Origin of the sequence: Gloeotrichia echinulata CP02 (assembly GCA_038087035.1) — a bacterium.
GTDB classification, from domain to species: domain Bacteria; phylum Cyanobacteriota; class Cyanobacteriia; order Cyanobacteriales; family Nostocaceae; genus Gloeotrichia; species Gloeotrichia echinulata.
On the sequence record CP051187.1, the window covers coordinates 3694377 to 3711335 of the forward strand.

Annotated in this window: 18 protein-coding genes; 8 read left to right on the forward strand and 10 right to left on the reverse strand. The window is 42.0% G+C overall.

Translation table 11 applies throughout. The features are described 5' to 3' along the window. Position 1: 1 nt before the first annotated feature. Positions 2-991: an SGNH/GDSL hydrolase family protein gene (locus HEQ19_16205; GenBank protein ID WYM00821.1), complete on the forward strand. Its 990-nt coding sequence runs from the start codon at positions 2-4 to the stop codon at positions 989-991. 144 nt (positions 992-1135) lie between these two features. Further along, complete coding sequence (locus tag HEQ19_16210) at positions 1136-1498, forward strand: DUF4864 domain-containing protein (GenBank protein ID WYM00822.1); 363 nt, start codon at positions 1136-1138, stop codon at positions 1496-1498. Here HEQ19_16210 and larE read toward each other — a convergent pair. Further along, entirely contained in the window at positions 1491-2333 is an 843-nt protein-coding gene (gene larE, locus HEQ19_16215; protein WYM00823.1) for an ATP-dependent sacrificial sulfur transferase LarE, read from the reverse strand. The two genes, HEQ19_16210 and larE, sit on opposite strands and share 8 nt — an antisense overlap. A gap of 157 nt (positions 2334-2490) precedes the next feature. Continuing rightward, on the reverse strand, positions 2491-4305 hold the full coding sequence (gene hrmK / locus HEQ19_16220) for a hybrid histidine kinase/response regulator HrmK (protein ID WYM00824.1): 1815 nt from the start codon (positions 4303-4305) through the stop codon (positions 2491-2493). A gap of 183 nt (positions 4306-4488) precedes the next feature. Here hrmK and HEQ19_16225 point away from each other — a divergent pair, with 183 nt between their 5' ends. Further along, entirely contained in the window at positions 4489-5355 is an 867-nt protein-coding gene (locus HEQ19_16225) for a branched-chain amino acid ABC transporter permease (GenBank protein ID WYM00825.1), read from the forward strand. A gap of 21 nt (positions 5356-5376) precedes the next feature. Here the strand turns inward: HEQ19_16225 and HEQ19_16230 are convergent, their stop codons facing one another. After that, on the reverse strand, positions 5377-5487 hold the full coding sequence (locus tag HEQ19_16230; GenBank protein WYM03449.1) for a photosystem I protein PsaX: 111 nt from the start codon (positions 5485-5487) through the stop codon (positions 5377-5379). A gap of 607 nt (positions 5488-6094) precedes the next feature. Beyond that, on the reverse strand, positions 6095-7012 hold the full coding sequence (gene lipA / locus HEQ19_16235) for a lipoyl synthase (protein WYM00826.1): 918 nt from the start codon (positions 7010-7012) through the stop codon (positions 6095-6097). A 311-nt stretch (positions 7013-7323) separates the two neighbouring features. Here lipA and HEQ19_16240 point away from each other — a divergent pair, with 311 nt between their 5' ends. After that, complete coding sequence (locus HEQ19_16240) at positions 7324-7983, forward strand: response regulator (GenBank protein ID WYM00827.1); 660 nt, start codon at positions 7324-7326, stop codon at positions 7981-7983. A 1576-nt stretch (positions 7984-9559) separates the two neighbouring features. Further along, complete coding sequence (locus HEQ19_16245; protein ID WYM00828.1) at positions 9560-9772, forward strand: hypothetical protein; 213 nt, start codon at positions 9560-9562, stop codon at positions 9770-9772. Positions 9773-9949: 177 nt separating this feature from the next. On the opposite strand, the gene HEQ19_16250 is transcribed toward HEQ19_16245, so the two are convergent. Next, positions 9950-10882: a site-specific DNA-methyltransferase gene (locus HEQ19_16250; protein WYM00829.1), complete on the reverse strand. Its 933-nt coding sequence runs from the start codon at positions 10880-10882 to the stop codon at positions 9950-9952. 67 nt (positions 10883-10949) lie between these two features. Continuing rightward, a complete protein-coding gene (gene cynS / locus HEQ19_16255; GenBank protein WYM00830.1) occupies positions 10950-11390 on the reverse strand; it encodes a cyanase in 441 nt (146 codons plus the stop codon). Positions 11391-11760: 370 nt separating this feature from the next. On the opposite strand from cynS, the gene HEQ19_16260 reads away from it, so the two are divergent. Further along, positions 11761-12417, forward strand: coding sequence for a hypothetical protein (locus HEQ19_16260; GenBank protein WYM00831.1), 657 nt, complete (start codon positions 11761-11763; stop codon positions 12415-12417). On the opposite strand, the gene HEQ19_16265 is transcribed toward HEQ19_16260, so the two are convergent. The 4 genes from HEQ19_16265 to HEQ19_16275 all read right to left on the reverse strand — a co-directional run bounded on the left by HEQ19_16265 (position 12377) and on the right by HEQ19_16275 (position 15928). Next, entirely contained in the window at positions 12377-13600 is a 1224-nt protein-coding gene (locus HEQ19_16265) for a hypothetical protein (protein WYM03450.1), read from the reverse strand. The genes HEQ19_16260 and HEQ19_16265 overlap by 41 nt on opposite strands. A 772-nt stretch (positions 13601-14372) precedes the next feature. After that, positions 14373-14750 (reverse strand): response regulator, encoded by a 378-nt coding sequence (locus HEQ19_16270; protein ID WYM00832.1) that lies wholly within the window; start codon positions 14748-14750, stop codon positions 14373-14375. A 148-nt stretch (positions 14751-14898) separates the two neighbouring features. Then, complete coding sequence (locus HEQ19_31110) at positions 14899-15138, reverse strand: Hpt domain-containing protein (protein ID WZI66935.1); 240 nt, start codon at positions 15136-15138, stop codon at positions 14899-14901. 13 nt (positions 15139-15151) lie between these two features. Next, positions 15152-15928 carry a response regulator transcription factor gene (locus tag HEQ19_16275; GenBank protein WZI67235.1) on the reverse strand — a complete coding sequence of 259 codons (777 nt, stop codon included), beginning with the start codon at positions 15926-15928 and terminating at the stop codon, positions 15152-15154. An 81-nt stretch (positions 15929-16009) separates the two neighbouring features. Here HEQ19_16275 and HEQ19_31115 point away from each other — a divergent pair, with 81 nt between their 5' ends. Next, positions 16010-16381 (forward strand): transposase family protein, encoded by a 372-nt coding sequence (locus tag HEQ19_31115; GenBank protein WZI66936.1) that lies wholly within the window; start codon positions 16010-16012, stop codon positions 16379-16381. Between the two features lie 9 nt (positions 16382-16390). Then, entirely contained in the window at positions 16391-16954 is a 564-nt protein-coding gene (locus HEQ19_31120; protein ID WZI66937.1) for a transposase, read from the forward strand. Positions 16955-16959 lie beyond the last annotated feature (5 nt).

Consider the following 16959-nt stretch of genomic DNA (forward strand, 5'->3'; position numbering starts at 1 on the left):
GATGAGGGACCTTTATCTGTTGGCAGCAAGTTTGTTAACAGGATGGGCAATACCAGCATCGACTCTTCCACATCTGTCGATTATCCTGCCAGAAAATTCTCGAATCCAGTCGAATTTCCAACAGGTTTCGCAGCTAACAATAGGTGAGAGAATCATTTCCCCTGTGGATATATCATTATCGCAATTGAGTAATCAGGCTTTGCAACCCCTAAAGCCATTACCAGTGTCAAGAGCATCATTACTTAACCCCAGTGCTAAAATATCTAGCCGTGTACTGGTATCTGGTAGTCAACTTTACTACCAAAGATTAGCGGCTCTGAAAACAGGTCAGATTTATAAACGTGTCGATGATGATAGCTTGCAATCATTATGGGAGTCAGGCAAAAAGAGTCAACTAACCTATGAGGACTGGAAAAATTTATTAGCTTTGGAAGCCAAAGCACTAGCCCAAGGTCAAGGCGCAAATCATCTCAGCATCTTAGTAGGTGATTCTTTGAGCATGTGGTTTCCCAAAGAAAAACTGCCTGCTGGTAAAATTTGGCTGAATCAGGGTATATCTGGAGACACTTCAAATGGTATCTTCAAAAGATTAGTGGCATTTTCAGCAACTCGACCGGATGTAATCTACATCATGGCGGGAATCAATGACTTACGCAAGGGTACTACTGATGAAGTAATTTTGCGTAATCATCGCCAGATTATGCGCCGCTTACGCCAGACTCACCCAAAAGCGGAAATTATTATCCAATCAATTTTGCCTACTCGCCTACCGACAATTCCCAATAGACGAATTCGTCATCTTAACGCACAATTAGCCGTCATCGCCAAAGAAGAAGGAGCTAATTATCTGAATATCCATAATTGGTTTACAGACTTTGAAGGAAATTTGCGCTTTGATCTAACCACAGATGGATTACATCTGTCGCCAGAGGGGTATGATGTTTGGCGCGCGGCACTAGAGCAAATGGAATTAAAGTTAACTAAGCGGTAAAACTGAGCGATTTTTGACACTCCTCTACCTGAAGGCGAGAGAATTCTGAAAAAGTAAAGCTTTAGTAAACCTTAATTCGTAATGGCTGTGCCAAACAGCCTCTAAACATTCCGGTAAAACCATTCTGCTTACTTTAATTTTCTGATGAAAGTCACTCATAGCGATTTAATTGCCATCCGTTCTGTCATTGAACGCCAACTGCAGGCCTTTCAACAGGACGATTCTGTACGCGCATTTGCTTTTGCTAGTCCGGAAATTCAAGTGCAATTCCGTAGCCCAGAAAACTTTCTGCAGATGGTAAAGTTGGGCTATCCGGCGGTTTATCGTCCTCGGTCTGTATTATTTGAGGAAATCACAACCATTCAGGGATTTGTAACTCAGCCAGTGTTGTTACTTGCTCCTGATGGAGTTCCCGTAAGAGGATTGTATTTGATGGAAAAACAGCCCGATGCTACCTGGAAAATTAACGGGTGCTTTCTCGTTCCTGTGGAAGCCGAGATTATTTAATTTGGGGATTGGGTTGAGTCAGAACTTCTTGATTTAAAACCTGATTTAATTTACCGCTGCGATAACCTTCTAAATCCAGAGTTACGTAGATAAATCCCAAATTTTGGAATGCGGAAACTACGGAAGTTAAATCCGTCATTAACACAAAATCTTTAATTTGTTCTGGAGGTAATTCAATTCGTGCTGTATCGCCAACGGATCGCACGCGCAAATTTTTCACACCCAGCTTTCGCAAGAAAATTTCTGCTCGACCAACTCGTTGTAACTTAGCGATAGTAATCTCTTCTCCATAGGGGAAACGGGAACTGAGACAGGGTTGAGCTGGTTTATCCCACCAAGGTAAACCAAGTTGTTGCGAAAGTTCACGGACTTCGGCTTTACTAACACCGATTTCAGCTAAAGGCGATCGCGCACCTCTTTCTGACGCAGCCTGAATTCCTGGGCGATAATCGTGCAAATCATCAGCATTCACGCCATCCACCACATAGGGATAACCCAACTCCATTGCTAAAGGCTTGAGAGTATCGTGCAATTCGCTTTTGCAAAAATAACAGCGATTTACAGGGTTAGAGGTGTAATTGGGATTTTCCATCTCATGAGTCTCGACGATTTTATGAGGAATCCCAATAGTCGCGGCTTGAATTGTCGCATCTTCCAACTCTTCTGGCAACAGCGAGGGAGAAACAGCCGTCACAGCCAAAGCGCGATCGCCCAACACATCATAAGCAATCTTCGCAACCAAAGTACTATCAACGCCCCCAGAGTAAGCAATCAACGCCTGCTCCATTTCGCCAAATAAAGCTTTTAGTCCTTCAAGTTTTTCTGTCAGCATCATTTCCAAATTCCTGCCCAAAACCCTATACCACCCAACACATACTATTGTAGTCAGTTGTCATTTGTCATTTGTCAGTTGTCAGTTGTCATTACTCATTACTCATTACTCATTACTCATTACTCATTACTTATCCCCCCAATCCCCAATCCCCAATCCCCTATGTCACTGGTTGACTATATTTTGCTAACAAATTTCCTAACAGCGGTAAATCAATCGGCTTACAAATATAATCATTGACACCAGCAGCCAGACAAATTTCGCGATCGCCTTTCATGGCCATAGCTGTTTGGGCAATTATCGGAATCATCCGATACTGCTGATTTTCTCGCAGCTGCTGCACTAGGTCGAGTCCATTTTCATCTGGCAGGTGTACATCGATTAAAATTACTGCTGGAACTAACTTTGTCAGCACTTCCCACATTTTGGCAGCATTTTCTACCAAAGTCACTTGATAGCCCAATCTACCTAGGTAAACTTCCATCATTTTGGCGTTGGGTACGTCATCTTCCAGTAATAAAATTTCTCTAGACGAACTTGGGGTGATGGGTACAGGTGATGAAGATGAGGAGGGAGTTGCTTCGCCATCTGATTGATCTGGCTCATTTTCGCCTACTGCGGCCATTGGCGTCAGGGGAAGTACGATGATAAACTTCGAGCCGCGATCAATTTCCGATTCCACTTCCACATAACCACCGTGAATCTGAGCCAGTTTCAAAGTCACCGCTAACCCTAAACCGGTGCCTTCCTCGCGACTAGTGTGGGGGTTAGCAATTTGGAAATAGGGTTGAAATAGTTGAGCCTGGTCTTCTTTGGAGATGCCAGCACCAGTATCCCAAACTGTGAAATGTACAAATTCACCTATACCAAAGACCTTTAAGCCAACAGTTCCTGTATTAGTAAATTTTAGCGCGTTAAAAAGGAGATTCAACAGCATTTGCTTGAGTCGCAAGGGGTCAGCTACCAGGTTGGTGACATTCGGGTCTATATCTAGGAGCAATTTCAATCCCTTATTTGCTGCCTTTTCTTTCACCAGTGCTAAAACATTACGACACAAAGCAGGCACATTCACTGTTTCCCACTGCACTTCGAGCTGATTGGCTTCAATCTTCGAGAGATCCAAAATATCGTTAATCAGCGCTAACAGGTGCTTACCGCTGGACTGAATGATATTTAAATACTCTTGATGGCGTTCTTTGGCGGGATCGTAGCCTTGCGCCAAGAGCAAGTGCGTGAACCCGATAATGGAACTCAGCGGTGTGCGGATTTCGTGACTTGTATTTGCCAAAAACTGGTTTTTTAGTTGATTTGTGCGCTCCAGTTCTTGATTAGAGCTAGCTAACGTTTGAGACTGTTGTTGGCAAGATTGTATTTTCCTCAACTGTTCCAGAGTTACAGCAAACTGCTGGGAAGCCCGTGTGATTAATTCGGCTCTTTGATCTGGTGATGCTTTAATTAAGTCGCAATCAGACCGGAGGGACGCCACAGGGATAATCAGCCAGCCCAACAAGCCACCAGCATGATCGACTAATCGCCAAGCAATCGGTGGATGTTGGTTTTCCAGATGCTGCAAATCCTCCACTGCTATTACCTCTTGCAATCTCAAACTTAGCTGTTTACCTGTTTTTAGGTTCACTTCTAGGAATGAATCTTGACAGATGCGGGATGGGAAGCGGGAAAGATAGCAAACCCGACCAACTCTTTCTTCTGCTTGAACCAGAACCATCGCCACCCTACTGGTGTTCAAAGCACTTTGGAGAGCGTTTACCAAAATTTGGCAAACTTCTGCCTCTGTGCCTTCTGGCTGTGGCACTGTTGTACAAACAGAAAGCAGGTAATCATTAAGGTGACTTTGCAACTGGTTCAAACTGCTCTCCAGCCACAACTCAGCGCGAAGTTGCTGGATTTTTTTCAAAAGTGTCGGGGTTGCATCTATCTGTGAGTTCTGTTCTGGTAAGCTTGAATACTGCTGCATGGTCAACTAGACCGCTGAACAAATTTCGTTTCGCACAAAAAAGTGCGAACTGGATTCTATGTATATTAGCGCACAATTATTTGCTATTTGTAAATCATAACCTATAGTGTCGAATGTGACCCAGATCTCAAAAAATTGTGTATGAAATCACCAGCCTAAAATTCTTCATAATAATTTCACAATATGGATGCACAATTCGCTCAATTAATTGTTAATGGAATCGCTGTGGGCAGCATTATTGCTCTAGCAGCAGTTGGACTTACCCTAACTTATGGGATTTTACGGTTGTCTAATTTTGCCCACGGTGACTTTCTGACTTTGGGAGCCTATCTGACCCTGTTCCTAAATACGATGGGGGTCAATATTTGGCTATCAATGATTCTGGCGACTTTGGGAACCGTAGCAGCAATGTTATTGTCCGAAAAGTTGCTGTGGTCAAAAATGCGCTCTATCCGGGCTAATTCTACGACCCTAATTATTATCTCTATTGGACTTGCCTTGTTCCTTCGCAATGGCATTATCTTGATCTGGGGCGGTAAGAACCAAAACTATGATCTACCCGTTACCCCAGCGTTAGACTTCGGGGGCTTAAAAGTGCCACAAAATCAACTGTTGGTACTGGGGTTAGCAGTGTTGGCAATTGTGGGGCTACACTACCTACTGCAAAATACCAAAATTGGCAAAGCCATGCGAGCAGTTGCTGATGATTTGGACTTGGCTAGAATTTCAGGTATTAATGTTGACCAAGTTATCTTCTGGACTTGGTTAATTGCTGGCACGCTCACATCCTTGGGAGGTAGCATGTACGGGTTAATTACCGCTGTCCGCCCGAACATGGGCTGGTTCTTAGTTTTACCATTATTTGCCTCCGTGATTGTCGGCGGGATTGGTAATCCTTACGGTGCGATCGCCGCAGCTTTCATAATTGGTATCGTCCAAGAAATTAGCACCCCTTGGCTGGGTTCACAGTATAAACAAGGTATAGCGCTGTTAATTATGATTTTGGTGCTGCTCATTCGTCCCAAAGGTTTATTCAAGGGGACGATTTAAGCAGCACCATTCCACATCTAACTATTCGATGATGTGGAAATAATACGCAGCTACCAAGAAGTTGATAGCTAACAACAGTAATGCCCAACCTGCACGGAAGGTATAGGTTGGTTTAGCATTTTTAGCAGTCATCAGGTGTTCTCCTAATTTCAGAACTGTTTCAGAAATAGTTCCAAAATACCAAACTGATGTACCCATTACACGAATTCTTTAAAAATATTATAGAGAATAGGGCATGGGGCATGGGGCATGGGGCATGGGGCATGGGGCATGGGGCATGGGGCATGGGGCATGGGGCATGGGGCATGGAGCATGGGGGAGATGAGGGAAGTACTGAAAAATTATTCAACATCCCTATCGCCGTCACCTTCTAAGCAAGAGCTTATCCGAACCGTATTGCCATCACCGTTCATAGAAATCTGGACAAAGCTACCCAAGGATAGACAATACTAGACAACTACGTTTGTAATCAAAGTCCAAAGTCCTAAAACTACAGGGATAAACGGCAATCCCTCTATCCCCTCAAACAAATTGGGGATTACTTTTCTAGCTGGATTAAGCCTATAGATTCAACTGTTGAAGTTGTCTTGGCTAAAAAATAGATAAAGTACTGCTTACCATCCGATTTGACGGCGGCTTTACCTAGTCTCAGAATATCAGAATACGGTTAGCGTGAGCAAATACTCCCCATTTTTGTCCAGTAATGTCTACATGTGGGTAGTAATTAAGTTACAGTTCCTCACCCCATCTTCCTGTCCTCTTCTCCAGCATGGTAGGAACTGCGAACCAGAGGGCCAGAACGAACATGGCTGAATCCCATTTGAGTGGCGATGCTGCCAAATTCATCAAATTCTTCTGGTGTCCAGTATTTTTGAACTGGCAGATGTTCTAAGGAAGGACGCATATACTGACCGATAGTCAGGCGATCGCATCCTACTGCTCTTAAATCCCTCATGGCTTGGATGACTTCAGTGGTAGTTTCTCCGTGTCCCAGCATCAAACCAGATTTGGTGGGAATGGCGCGATCAAGTTCCTTGACGATGGATAGTACCTCCAGTGAGCGATCGTACTTTGCACCCCGACGCACTGGTCCTGTTAACCGTCGCACTGTCTCTATATTGTGGTTGAAACAAGCAGGTTGTGCCCTGACAATCATCCCTATCCGCTGGCGTTGACCTTCTACCCCAATACCGGCACCACCCCAAAAATCTGGTGTCAGCACCTCAATTTGAGTTTCTGGGTTCAACTGGCGGATTGTCTCCATTGTCTGTACGAAGTGTCCAGCACCTTGATCGGGTAAGTCATCACGGGCGACAGAAGTTAACACCACATAACGTAATCCCAAAAGCTGCACCGCCTCAGCCACCTTTTGTGGTTCCCCTGGATCAATCGCCATCGGCGCATGACCTTTATCTACTTGACAAAAACCACAAGAGCGTGTACATGTAGGACCCATTAGCAAGAAAGTCGCAGTTTTTTGGGCGTAGCACTCTCCCCGGTTGGGACAGCGCCCTTCTTCACAAATCGTATGAATTTGGCGCTGCTTAATAATGCGTTGTACCGTGGATAGTTCACTGGCTTTGCCAATAGGGCGACGTAGCCAACTAGGCATTGCCATGATTTCCGACTGCAGTTGGGCTTTTTCTGGCGAACTCATAAATCAAAATTCAAAATTCAAAACCTGGGGGATGGGGAGAAGATGAGGGAGATCAGGAGGATAAGGATGCTGAATAATTTTTTCAGTACGTCCCCATTCCCCATGCCTCATTCCCCTTGCCTCAAATATCACCATGACACAAATCACCAACAACATGATTTTTAGTTTTGCAAAACACGTGGAAAATTGTCGCTTATACCGAAATATACTCTCCCCCAATCAAGAGGAATGTTGGATATAGTGGGAACATTCTCAATGTCTATGAGCAAAATAGCTATCTACACCTACAGTTTCTGTTAGAGTAATCAGTCGTGGCAAGTAACAAGATTCTAGTGATCGATGACACTACAGTTGTCAGGGTAAAAGTACGAGAAATGTTGCCTCCGGGTAACTTCAATGTATTAGAAGCCAAAGACGGCATGGAAGGACTAAATTTTATCCTTCAGGAAAAACTTAGCTTGATCATGTTAGATTTCCTATTGCCTAAAATCAGTGGCTGGGAGGTTTTCCAACAAATTCAAGCCAATCCGGAGCTAAGGAAGATTCCCTTGGTGATCATGTCTGGTCGTAAGGAAGAGGTCACGGAGAAAATCCCAGAACCTCTTGAATATTTTGAATTTCTCGGTAAGCCGTTTGACCAGAAACAACTCATTAATGCAATTAAGTCAGCAATGGCGAAGGCTAAAAAGCCCCGCCCAGAACCCGTTCTCGTAGGAGCCATTGCCACTAAAAATGGCACGGTAACAACCCCTAATACCAGTAATGGCACGGTAGCAACTCCTAATATTAGTCATGGCACTGTAGTAACTCCTAGTAGTAATATTACGGTAGCAACCTCTAATGGCGGAGCAGATTCTGCAGCAGAAATTAACGCACTTAATGAAAAGATTGTCAAGATGCAAGCCGAAATTGATGGATTGAAGAAACAATTAGCTCAGGTTGTGGCTTTTATTAAACAGAAAATCAATTGATCTAACTAGATCGGTACACGGAAAGTACTGGAGAATGTCCTCACTTGTCATTGGTCATTGATTCGTAGTAGCGCTTAAGCGCAACGAGAAACAAACTTTTCCTAATTATGTAAGTTGCTAGTTATATGAAGTAGGGTGCCCCGGAAACGGAAAATTAGTCATCTTCGTTGAAAATTAACCTGTCCTACTCTCGGCTACAGACTATAAAATTCACCAAAATTAATAACTAGCAACTTGAGTTAATTGATAATTACCGTTAACATACGTAACTTGGGATTAGGGACTTGCAAATAAAAAATATCATAGGAATACGCGGGATGCGGGAAACTCAGCGTCTTCAGACCGCTCGTGGTCAGCGGCACGAGCGACTTCAGTCGCAGTGGTATTTGTGTTAAAATTAGATCGTGAGTAAGAACAAAAAACATCTACGTGTTGAAGCATCCTAGTATCGGAGAAATCCCGGCTCCTATGAAACAACGGTTAGGTTTAAGTCCTGGCGCAGTATGACAGGAAAGAGCAAATAAAGGCTTGTTGCGGAGCGTACCGCGTCTTGGCTTAGTGATGGATTCACCAAAGCATGGGAAAAAATAAAAGTAGCTAGAAACCTAAGCTTGACTTAGAGTGACTAGGTAGACGGCGTTTGACGGTCGTAGCGAGAGTTTTACTCTGTCTGTAGAATCTCAGTGTCTTTAGACCTGAGAGTGTCAAATTCAATCGCAACTGTTGATAGTTCACAGTTACCAGTCAGCTGTCAACATTCGCTCCTTTACCCAGCAAAGTTAACTTTGCTGGGTAAACCAAGTTTTAGAATCTGCTACATAAAATCTGGACAAATCCAGACATTACTTGACGTTTCAACGGAAGCATGGGAGTGCTGGAGTGAGCCTCGCCGAACTCTTACTGTACCACTAGGTGGAAGCCAGCTACGCATAGCGTCTGTCTACGACACGCTTCGCTTATGCGTAGCCTCCCGTAGGGAACGCACAGAAGTGTCCCCATTCCTTATTTTCCAGCTAGTCGTCATCAACTGCTGACACTAGGAAGCATGAAAAATTACTGCTTCCACTCATCATTTATCACTCATAGTCAGTATTTTTTCAAGCTAGTCATCATGAACTACATACACCAATAACGGATGAAAAATATTTCCTCCACTCAGAACTCAGCCGCAACGTCAAGCACTTTTTTTAGTCAGCTATTTACAGAAACATCTTACTAAGAGAGGATGAAAAATTACTTTTTTTTATTTAATACCTCTTTGATTGACAAAAGTCCTCAAGGTCTTGTCTGAAGCTAAAGTCCTGCTTGGGAATCAATTCCTTTTTTTATCGCATCAGTCTACTTTAGTAGACACAGAAGTATAGCCAGTCTACTCAATTAGACGTATACTATGAGAAATCAATTTATTCCAGGCCGCTTTAGCCTGGGACTAAAAAGATTTTTCAGTCAACCAAACTCAAAATTGAGGACTTTATCTGCTTAAACGTGTAATTATGCGTCATGGCTATTTAAATTGTGTTCTAGAGTTATATAGAATAACCTCGTTGAAAGTGCTAAGATTTATCCGAAGTCATTAATGTTTTTTTCTGATTTTGTGGCAAGAGCTAGTACAGCGATTGGTGTCAGTCCAATTATTAAAGAGATTGTGCAAAAACAGGCACATTCAACACGTTTGACCCTCAAAGAGGTTATTCTTATGGGGATGTTAGCAATTGATAAGCTTGATGATCAAAGTCGTCAAGAGCTAGCAGATCAAGTACACAAAATGCAAGTAAATGGAGAGATTTGAATTGAAAAGTAGGAGATTGAAAATCAGGAGATTGAAAATTAGGAGATTGGGGTTAGGAGATTGGGGTTAGGAGATTGGAGTTAGGAGATTGGAGTTAGGAGTTAGGAGTTAAGAGTTAGGAGATTGGAGTTAAGAGTTAGGAGTTATGAATATCTATCACTCTGTAGTCTTAAGCCTTCACTCCTCACTCACAGGCGAATCTGATGATTGACTAAAACGATAAAGACTTCCCCTAACATAATCTTCATTAATTTCAAAGGATATCCATCGGCGTTGCAAAGTCTCAGCCATAAATCCTGTGGTATTTGAACCAGCAAATGGATCTAAAACTAGATCATCCTCATCGGTTAAAAATTTGATGAAAAATTCGGCAAAAGCTTGAGGAAACCGTGCGGGATGGGGTTTAACTCCTGCTGCTTTACAGCGGCGAAAATAAGCAGTGTTCGACTCAGTATTCGCCATTTCTAGCAAGTTTGGCGGAATAGCACCTTGGTTATCCTTTTGGAATTTATCAGAAATGTCATGTCCACTAGGACGTATCTTTGCTTTATAGCCATTTTTGAGCAATTGTTTCATACTTTGGCTATATGCTTTTAAAACTTTTCGGTTGTCTGCTTTGGGATTAGGTATTTTCGATAACCACCAAACTACATTCACTGAGTCTTTTACACGAATCCGCCTGATTGTTACCCATTCAGCGGGGGTAGGTAATCGTGCTGGGTTGTAGTGGTAAAATTCTTGGGCGAGAAAAAAGCCGACTTCCTTGCATAATCTCACCAACAACTCATATTGATAGATACTCCGTACAGGATTACCAGGAAGATAAGCACCTCCTAAATCTAATATAAATGAGCCGTTATCGGCTAGAACTCTTTTAAATTGGTAAGCGAAAGGTAGGAACCATTCTATATATTTTTCTGCACTTTCGTTTCCGTATTCTTTTTTGCGGGTGAGTGCGAATGGGGGTGAGGTTAGAATCATGTTAATACTATTGTCTTCAATAGATTTAATTAATTCTAGGCTATCTCCTAGATATATTGCGCCGTGATTTTGGGTGTAATATGGAGTAAAATCTATTGTTTTTTGTACTTTTATGACTTCTTCGCTCAAGATTTATAGATATGTAAGAATCAACTTTTTTGGATTACGGATGTGATGCGCAGAGGTCAAATCTCACTTACCATTTTTTGTAGGGGAGAAATTTACCAGACATAATAATTTTAACGCGATCGCCTTTCGGGTCTGGTTCTTTTTCCACATCCAAGGTAAAGTCAATGGCGCTCATAATCCCGTCACCAAATTTCTCGTGGATTACTTCCTTGATGGGATAACCATAAACCTGCATAATCTCATAGAAGCGGTAAATCAGTGGATCTGTAGGGACAACTGGCCCTAGTCCTTTGACTGGGTATTCGGTCAATTCTTTAGCATAGATAGGGTCTAATCCCAAAGTTTCTAAGATTAACTTAGCCTCTTCCTCGGTTACACTTGCTTGACGATAGAACACAGCCGAAATCCACACTTCATCCCGTCCCAGAATTTTTTCTAAATCAGCAAAGCTCAATCCTTTTTCTTTTTTGGCTGCTAGTAGGGTTTGTGTAATTTTTGGTATAGACATCTGGTAAGTTTCCTAGGTAATTAAGGCTATAAGAAATAAATTATACTATAGTTGTGTCGAATAGGCGATCGCAATTATTTATTTTAGAGGATGTTTGAAAAGTTCTCGGCGTGGGCTAACACAAAATCAAGGGTTTTCAACCTAGGTCGGTGGGTTTGGTTTGTGTAGACGCGGTTTCTCAGGGCCAATGTGAGTAGTAAATTAGACTGTAGAATTGTTCTTGAGCATCTGGCCCTTGATGATCAAGGACTGCCTACCGAGGTACTGATAAGATTGTATCGCGGACTTTTGCCGAAATGGTGCTGACAGTTGACCAAATTTTGGCAGCATAGATATGGCAAACGTTTATCATGATGATTAGGACGTAAAAATGGCTTTCAGCAGTTTCAAAACTATCGGTGAAGTCCTCAAAGCATTTCAAGTGACTTACACCGAAGCAAATTTTATTAGTGAACTTGCTTTTACTGTTTCTGACTATTTCCGCGAAGATTTAGAACTGATGATGCGGGATGCTGTTGTTGATAACTCCGAGTTTGCTATATGCGAAAATCTCATTTATCCCGTTATTAAAGAAGTTTGGAAAACCTATCGTCAGCATTTTATTTTATGGAGTCATCAGTCATTAAATTATGACGAGAAATTATCAGGATTTCCCGAATATATTTTGGCAAAACGTTCACCATTAGGTAAAGTTGTTTTTGATAAGCCCTACTTTATTTTAGTAGAAGCCAAGCAAGATAACTTTGAAACAGCTTGGGCGCAATGTTTAGCAGAAATGATTGCAGCCCAAAGACTGAATGGCGAATATCAAATAGTTATTTTTGGTATTGTATCTAATGGTGTAACATGGCAATTCGGAAAATTAGAAGGTGATAAATTTACCAGAAATATCAATCCTTGCACCATCTATGAGCTAGATAAACTTTTTGCTGCAGTAAATTTTGTATTTCAACAATGTGAATCGCAGCTAAATAATTTAGTTGCTGCTATAAATTTTGTTGCGAGAGGTTTTCAATTTGCTGAGTAAAATAATCTTCTTCATGCTTGATTTGTTGCGCTAATTCTAGACCTTGTTGAAAGGCTGCTCTAGCTTGAGAATACTGTTTAGCTTGTAGATGAATTTGCCCAATTTGGTCGTAGACTTTCATCATTCCATAAAAATCTCCAGTTTTTTGTTCTGTCTGGAGCAAAATTTGGCTAGTTTGCAAAGCCTCATCTATTTGTCCTTGAGAACGGTACAATGCAATTAACTTTTGCAAAGCCTCACTGGCATTAAGATACTGCTCCAATTTCCAAGCTGTGGTATAGGCTTCTTGATAGTTTTTAAATGCTTCTGGTAGTAAACTGGGATTTGCCCGTGCCAGTGATTCGTAATTTGAGGCGATCGCTAATTTTAATTCGGGTAATTGTGTCAAATCGTTTTGACTGAGGTAAATTTCTGCCAGTTTAGTCAGTATATTTACAGCTTGCTGGTGTTCTTTACCTTGCTCATAAATATACGCCAACTCTTTTAGATATCCTACCTCATTCAGGCGATCGCCCTTGGCGGAAGCTAAACCCAACAATTCCTGGTAGGTAGCAGCAGCTTGGGGATAATCAAACCAACTCAGATGCACTTCACCAATCGTCTTGAGGGTTGCGACTTCGGCTGTTGCATCTTGTTGCTGTCGCACTGCTGCTAAAATTTGGTCATAAACTTCCAGCGCCAGTTTAGGCGATCGCACTTTTTGGTAAGCTTCACCTAGCGATCGCCATAGTTCTAAATCAGCTTTGGTTTGGGATGGCTTCTGCTTTTGAATTGCTTGCAATCGCTGAGTAATATACAATACTTCTTGACGATTATTTTGATTAGAGGCGATCGCACCCACTCGTGACAGTGCTTCCACCTCAACTAATGAACCCAAGAAGCGCCGCAAGCGCAGTTCTCGGTTCCAAGTATCAAAAGCTGCTTCCTTATTCCCAGCTTCTAGTTGAGCCGCAGCTGCTTGATTCAACTTATCCAGTTCCACCTCTAACCTTTGCAGTTCTTCCAGGGTTAACTGCTGTTTGTCTACCATTGGTGGTAATAGTGGATCAGGTGTGATAACTTCCAGCGGACTAGGAGGATATTTATCCGGCTGTTTGGCTTGATTACTCGCTGCCAACGTCAACGAACTGCTAAACTGCCAAAGTATAGTAGCAGCAATGAACAGACTTAAGCGGCGTAACATGGGAATTTTACCTTGCATTCACTAAGTTGTCTTGGGCATTGGGCATTGGGCATTGGTAATTATCCTATACCCAGCAACCTTACAGCAGTTTTCAGGCAATAACCACATCTATCGTAGGGGCGCAAGGCCTTGCGCCCCAGACGCGTGGTCTATTTATAGGAAGATGCTGTAACTGCCAATTTGGTAGACGCATCTAGGATCGATAATTATCCCCATCCTTGATTATCAAAAATCTGGGTCTAAAACCCCGTCGTTCTACGACGGCTTTTGGTATAATAGGCTTTGTGGAAGGGTAATCAACCACATAAAAAACCCATTTGCTACCTAATAAGTAGACGCTGCACCTTCTCCCAAAGGGAGAGGCTACGCCAAGACAACTAAATCTATGGGGTTCTACTTCGTAGTTCTAGTATCGCCTGGAAGTAGGTAAAAGATTTACAGGTACTAGACTAACAGCATTAAACTGCAAACAAATTTTGCACTATGTGCAACTATGGTCGGGCAGACCAAAAGTTAACGCTTGCGGAGAGAACCACCTCTGGCTTAGATACCGCAAGGGGTCTAGGCTAAGTGGACTCGTTGAACCAAGAATCCTTAGCCTTTAGGCTAAAGAGTGTCAACCATTGGTCATAACCAAGCTTTACCGAAAACATGGGTTGAAAGCCTCACCCTTCAAGGGCGACTTTTTGCTCCAGATTTGCTAGCACCCATATACAGTAGCCCCATCACGGCGGTCAGAATTGTGGGCAGGATGCCTTGAAGCGTATTTGCACTAAACGTTCCACCCTAAAATTTCAGCTACCTGCTTCCAGACTTGTTTTGAATTGAACGGCTTAATAATCACGCCGGCTACCCCCATTGCAGCAAAGCGACGACGATCACTAGGCAAGGCTTTAGCTGTCAGCAAAACAACTGGAATCATCTGAGTTTTTAGATCGGCTTTAAGCTGCTCAAAGCACTCAAAGCCGTCCATATCTGGCATTGAGATATCGAGAAGGATGGTATCAAAGGGTTCTGCCTTCGCTTTAACCAAGCCTTCGCTGCCAGATTCAGCCTGCATCACTTGCCAACCACCAAAGCCTTCGAGCGACATTTGTATCACGTCTCGAATGTCCGCTTCATCATCAATCACCAAGATATGTTTCGTCATGTTGCCCTCGTTGTCGTGAGTTATTGAGCGTTAGTGTTGCATCAACAGTGTGAATTCAATTCGGCAGGAGAGCAACTTGCTTGGTAGAATTGTTTAATCCGGCTGATTAAATGTCTGGATTTGTCCAGCTTTTATCTAGCAGTGCTATCTATTGCTTCAAATCAGCTAGCAGTTGTGAAAAGCGACTCGCTTGCCGTTCTTCTAGCAATGAATTGTTTTTCAGGAGATGTTCGATTAAACGTCCAATTTCTGATCCTTTCGCGTAACCAAAGGTTCCCAGTCCACCTACTAACTTATGTGCTTCAACTCTTGCACGCTCCTGTTGTTCTGGACTTAACTGCTGTGTCTGTAGCGCGACTTCAGTTTCCTCCAAGATTTTAACCCTCATATCTAAGGACACTCTAAATCGCTCTTCTACAGCACCCAGTGAAACTAACACTCTTTCTTTCGTGCGTTTGAGCGTCCCTCTCCCCTTTGCTCTCTTGCACCTCTGCGCTCTTTTCAACCGTCGGTGCTGCCTTCAGCCGATATCCCAACCCATGAACTGTCTCAATCACTTCTTCAGTAATTCCTGCTGATTTTAACCGACTTCGCAGGTCTTTGATCAAAGTTGTTACGGCTGCTTCTGAAGGCGACTGGTCGAGCGACCAAAGCCGATCAATAATACTATTGCGGCTAAAAATGCGCTCTCGGTTTCGCAGAAATAGTTCGAGTAAAGCATACTCTTTCGGTCTGAAGGTGATTTCCTGCTGCTTATAGGTAACATGCATCAAGGTGGGATCTAAACATAAATATCCCCAACTCAGGACTGGAGCAGTAACACTACTCCCACGACGCAACAATGCCCGTATCCGTGCCAAGAGCTGATTGGGATTAAATGGTTTGATGACATAATCGTCGGCTCCAGCATCCAACCCTGCGATGACATTCTCATTGGAATTTTGAGCAGTCAGCATCAAAATCGGAGTTTGATTACCGAGTGACCGCAGTTGACGACAGAGGCTAATTCCATCCAGTTTGGGAATTAATACATCGAGCAAAATCAGATCATATTCCCAATGCATTAATAACTCCCATGCCAATTGCCCATCGCTTGCTAAATCGACGGCATAGCGATTGGCAGTGAGATTCGCGTAGAGAATTGCTGCTATTGCTTGATCATCCTCAACTAATAGAATTTTGGTTCTTGGGTACTTAGCGTGCTAAAATGTTAAGATATTTTTTAATAATGTTTAATAAAATAAATTATGAAACGAATAATGACTCAACTCCTAAATTTGCCTGAAGTATTAGTAGAATCAAGCCTACAAGAGGGTCAAGTCCTAATTCTATCAGTAGGTAAAAAAGCGAAAAGTGCATCGTGCCCACACTGTGGTCAAAACTCAAGACATTTACATCAAAATCAAAAATGTTTAGTGAAAGATTTACCGATGGGGGATTTTGAAGTAATACTGAATGTCAATAGACGAAGATTCAAGTGTAAAAAATGCCGAAAAACATTTAATGAAAAGCTAGATTTTCTAGGAGCAAGAAAGAGGTATACATACCGATATGCGGAATATATTATCAAACAAGTGATTAATAGTAATGTAAGTAATGTGGCAAGAAATAATGGACTAACTAATGAATAAGTCATATCAATGCTTGAAGATGTAGCTAAAAATGTGATGCCAATAGATGTCAAAGATTTAAGAAGATTAGGAATAGATGAAATTAGTTTGGTCAAAGGACAAGGAAAATTTATTGTCGTGCTAGTAGATATAGATTCAGGTAAATTGATAGGTTTAGTAAAAGAAAGAAAACAAATTGAAATCAAAAAAACCATGAGAATGTGGGGAGAAAAAGTTTTGTCACAAATAGAAGAAGTAAGTATTGATATGACAGGCAATTATAAATCTTTAATTGAGAAGATTTGTCCAAAGGCCCTTGTAACGGTAGATAGGTTCCATGTTACTAAATTAGTACATGAAGAATTAAATCGAGCTAGGATAGCAGAAAATAAAATAGCATCTGAGTTAAATGCCCCGGAAAGAAAAAAAGTATTTGAAAGTTTAAAAGGAAATAAATTTACAATTCTAAAAGCCGAGAATAAGCTCACCGAAAAGCAAAAAGATAAATTAAATAGAATTAAACAAGCTTCTCCTTTAATAGCTAGAATGCATTCATTAAAAGAAGATTTGGCTCTTCCGTACTTAGCGTGCTGAATTTG

Bases quoted from the DNA above. Each gene is read 5' to 3' on its own strand.
- HEQ19_16205 (WYM00821.1), top strand. From the start codon at position 2: ATGAGGGACCTTTATCTGTTGGCAGCAAGTTTGTTAACAGGATGGGCA.
- HEQ19_16210 (WYM00822.1), top strand. From the start codon at position 1,136: ATGAAAGTCACTCATAGCGATTTAATTGCCATCCGTTCTGTCATTGAA.
- larE (WYM00823.1), bottom strand. From the start codon at position 2,333: ATGATGCTGACAGAAAAACTTGAAGGACTAAAAGCTTTATTTGGCGAA.
- hrmK (WYM00824.1), bottom strand. From the start codon at position 4,305: ATGCAGCAGTATTCAAGCTTACCAGAACAGAACTCACAGATAGATGCA.
- HEQ19_16225 (WYM00825.1), top strand. From the start codon at position 4,489: ATGGATGCACAATTCGCTCAATTAATTGTTAATGGAATCGCTGTGGGC.
- HEQ19_16230 (WYM03449.1), bottom strand. From the start codon at position 5,487: ATGACTGCTAAAAATGCTAAACCAACCTATACCTTCCGTGCAGGTTGG.
- lipA (WYM00826.1), bottom strand. From the start codon at position 7,012: ATGAGTTCGCCAGAAAAAGCCCAACTGCAGTCGGAAATCATGGCAATG.
- HEQ19_16245 (WYM00828.1), top strand. From the start codon at position 9,560: ATGTTTTTTTCTGATTTTGTGGCAAGAGCTAGTACAGCGATTGGTGTC.
- cynS (WYM00830.1), bottom strand. From the start codon at position 11,390: ATGTCTATACCAAAAATTACACAAACCCTACTAGCAGCCAAAAAAGAA.
- HEQ19_16260 (WYM00831.1), top strand. From the start codon at position 11,761: ATGGCTTTCAGCAGTTTCAAAACTATCGGTGAAGTCCTCAAAGCATTT.
- HEQ19_16265 (WYM03450.1), bottom strand. From the start codon at position 13,600: ATGTTACGCCGCTTAAGTCTGTTCATTGCTGCTACTATACTTTGGCAG.
- HEQ19_16270 (WYM00832.1), bottom strand. From the start codon at position 14,750: ATGACGAAACATATCTTGGTGATTGATGATGAAGCGGACATTCGAGAC.
- HEQ19_31110 (WZI66935.1), bottom strand. From the start codon at position 15,138: ATGAGGGTTAAAATCTTGGAGGAAACTGAAGTCGCGCTACAGACACAG.
- HEQ19_31115 (WZI66936.1), top strand. From the start codon at position 16,010: ATGACTCAACTCCTAAATTTGCCTGAAGTATTAGTAGAATCAAGCCTA.
- HEQ19_31120 (WZI66937.1), top strand. From the start codon at position 16,391: ATGCTTGAAGATGTAGCTAAAAATGTGATGCCAATAGATGTCAAAGAT.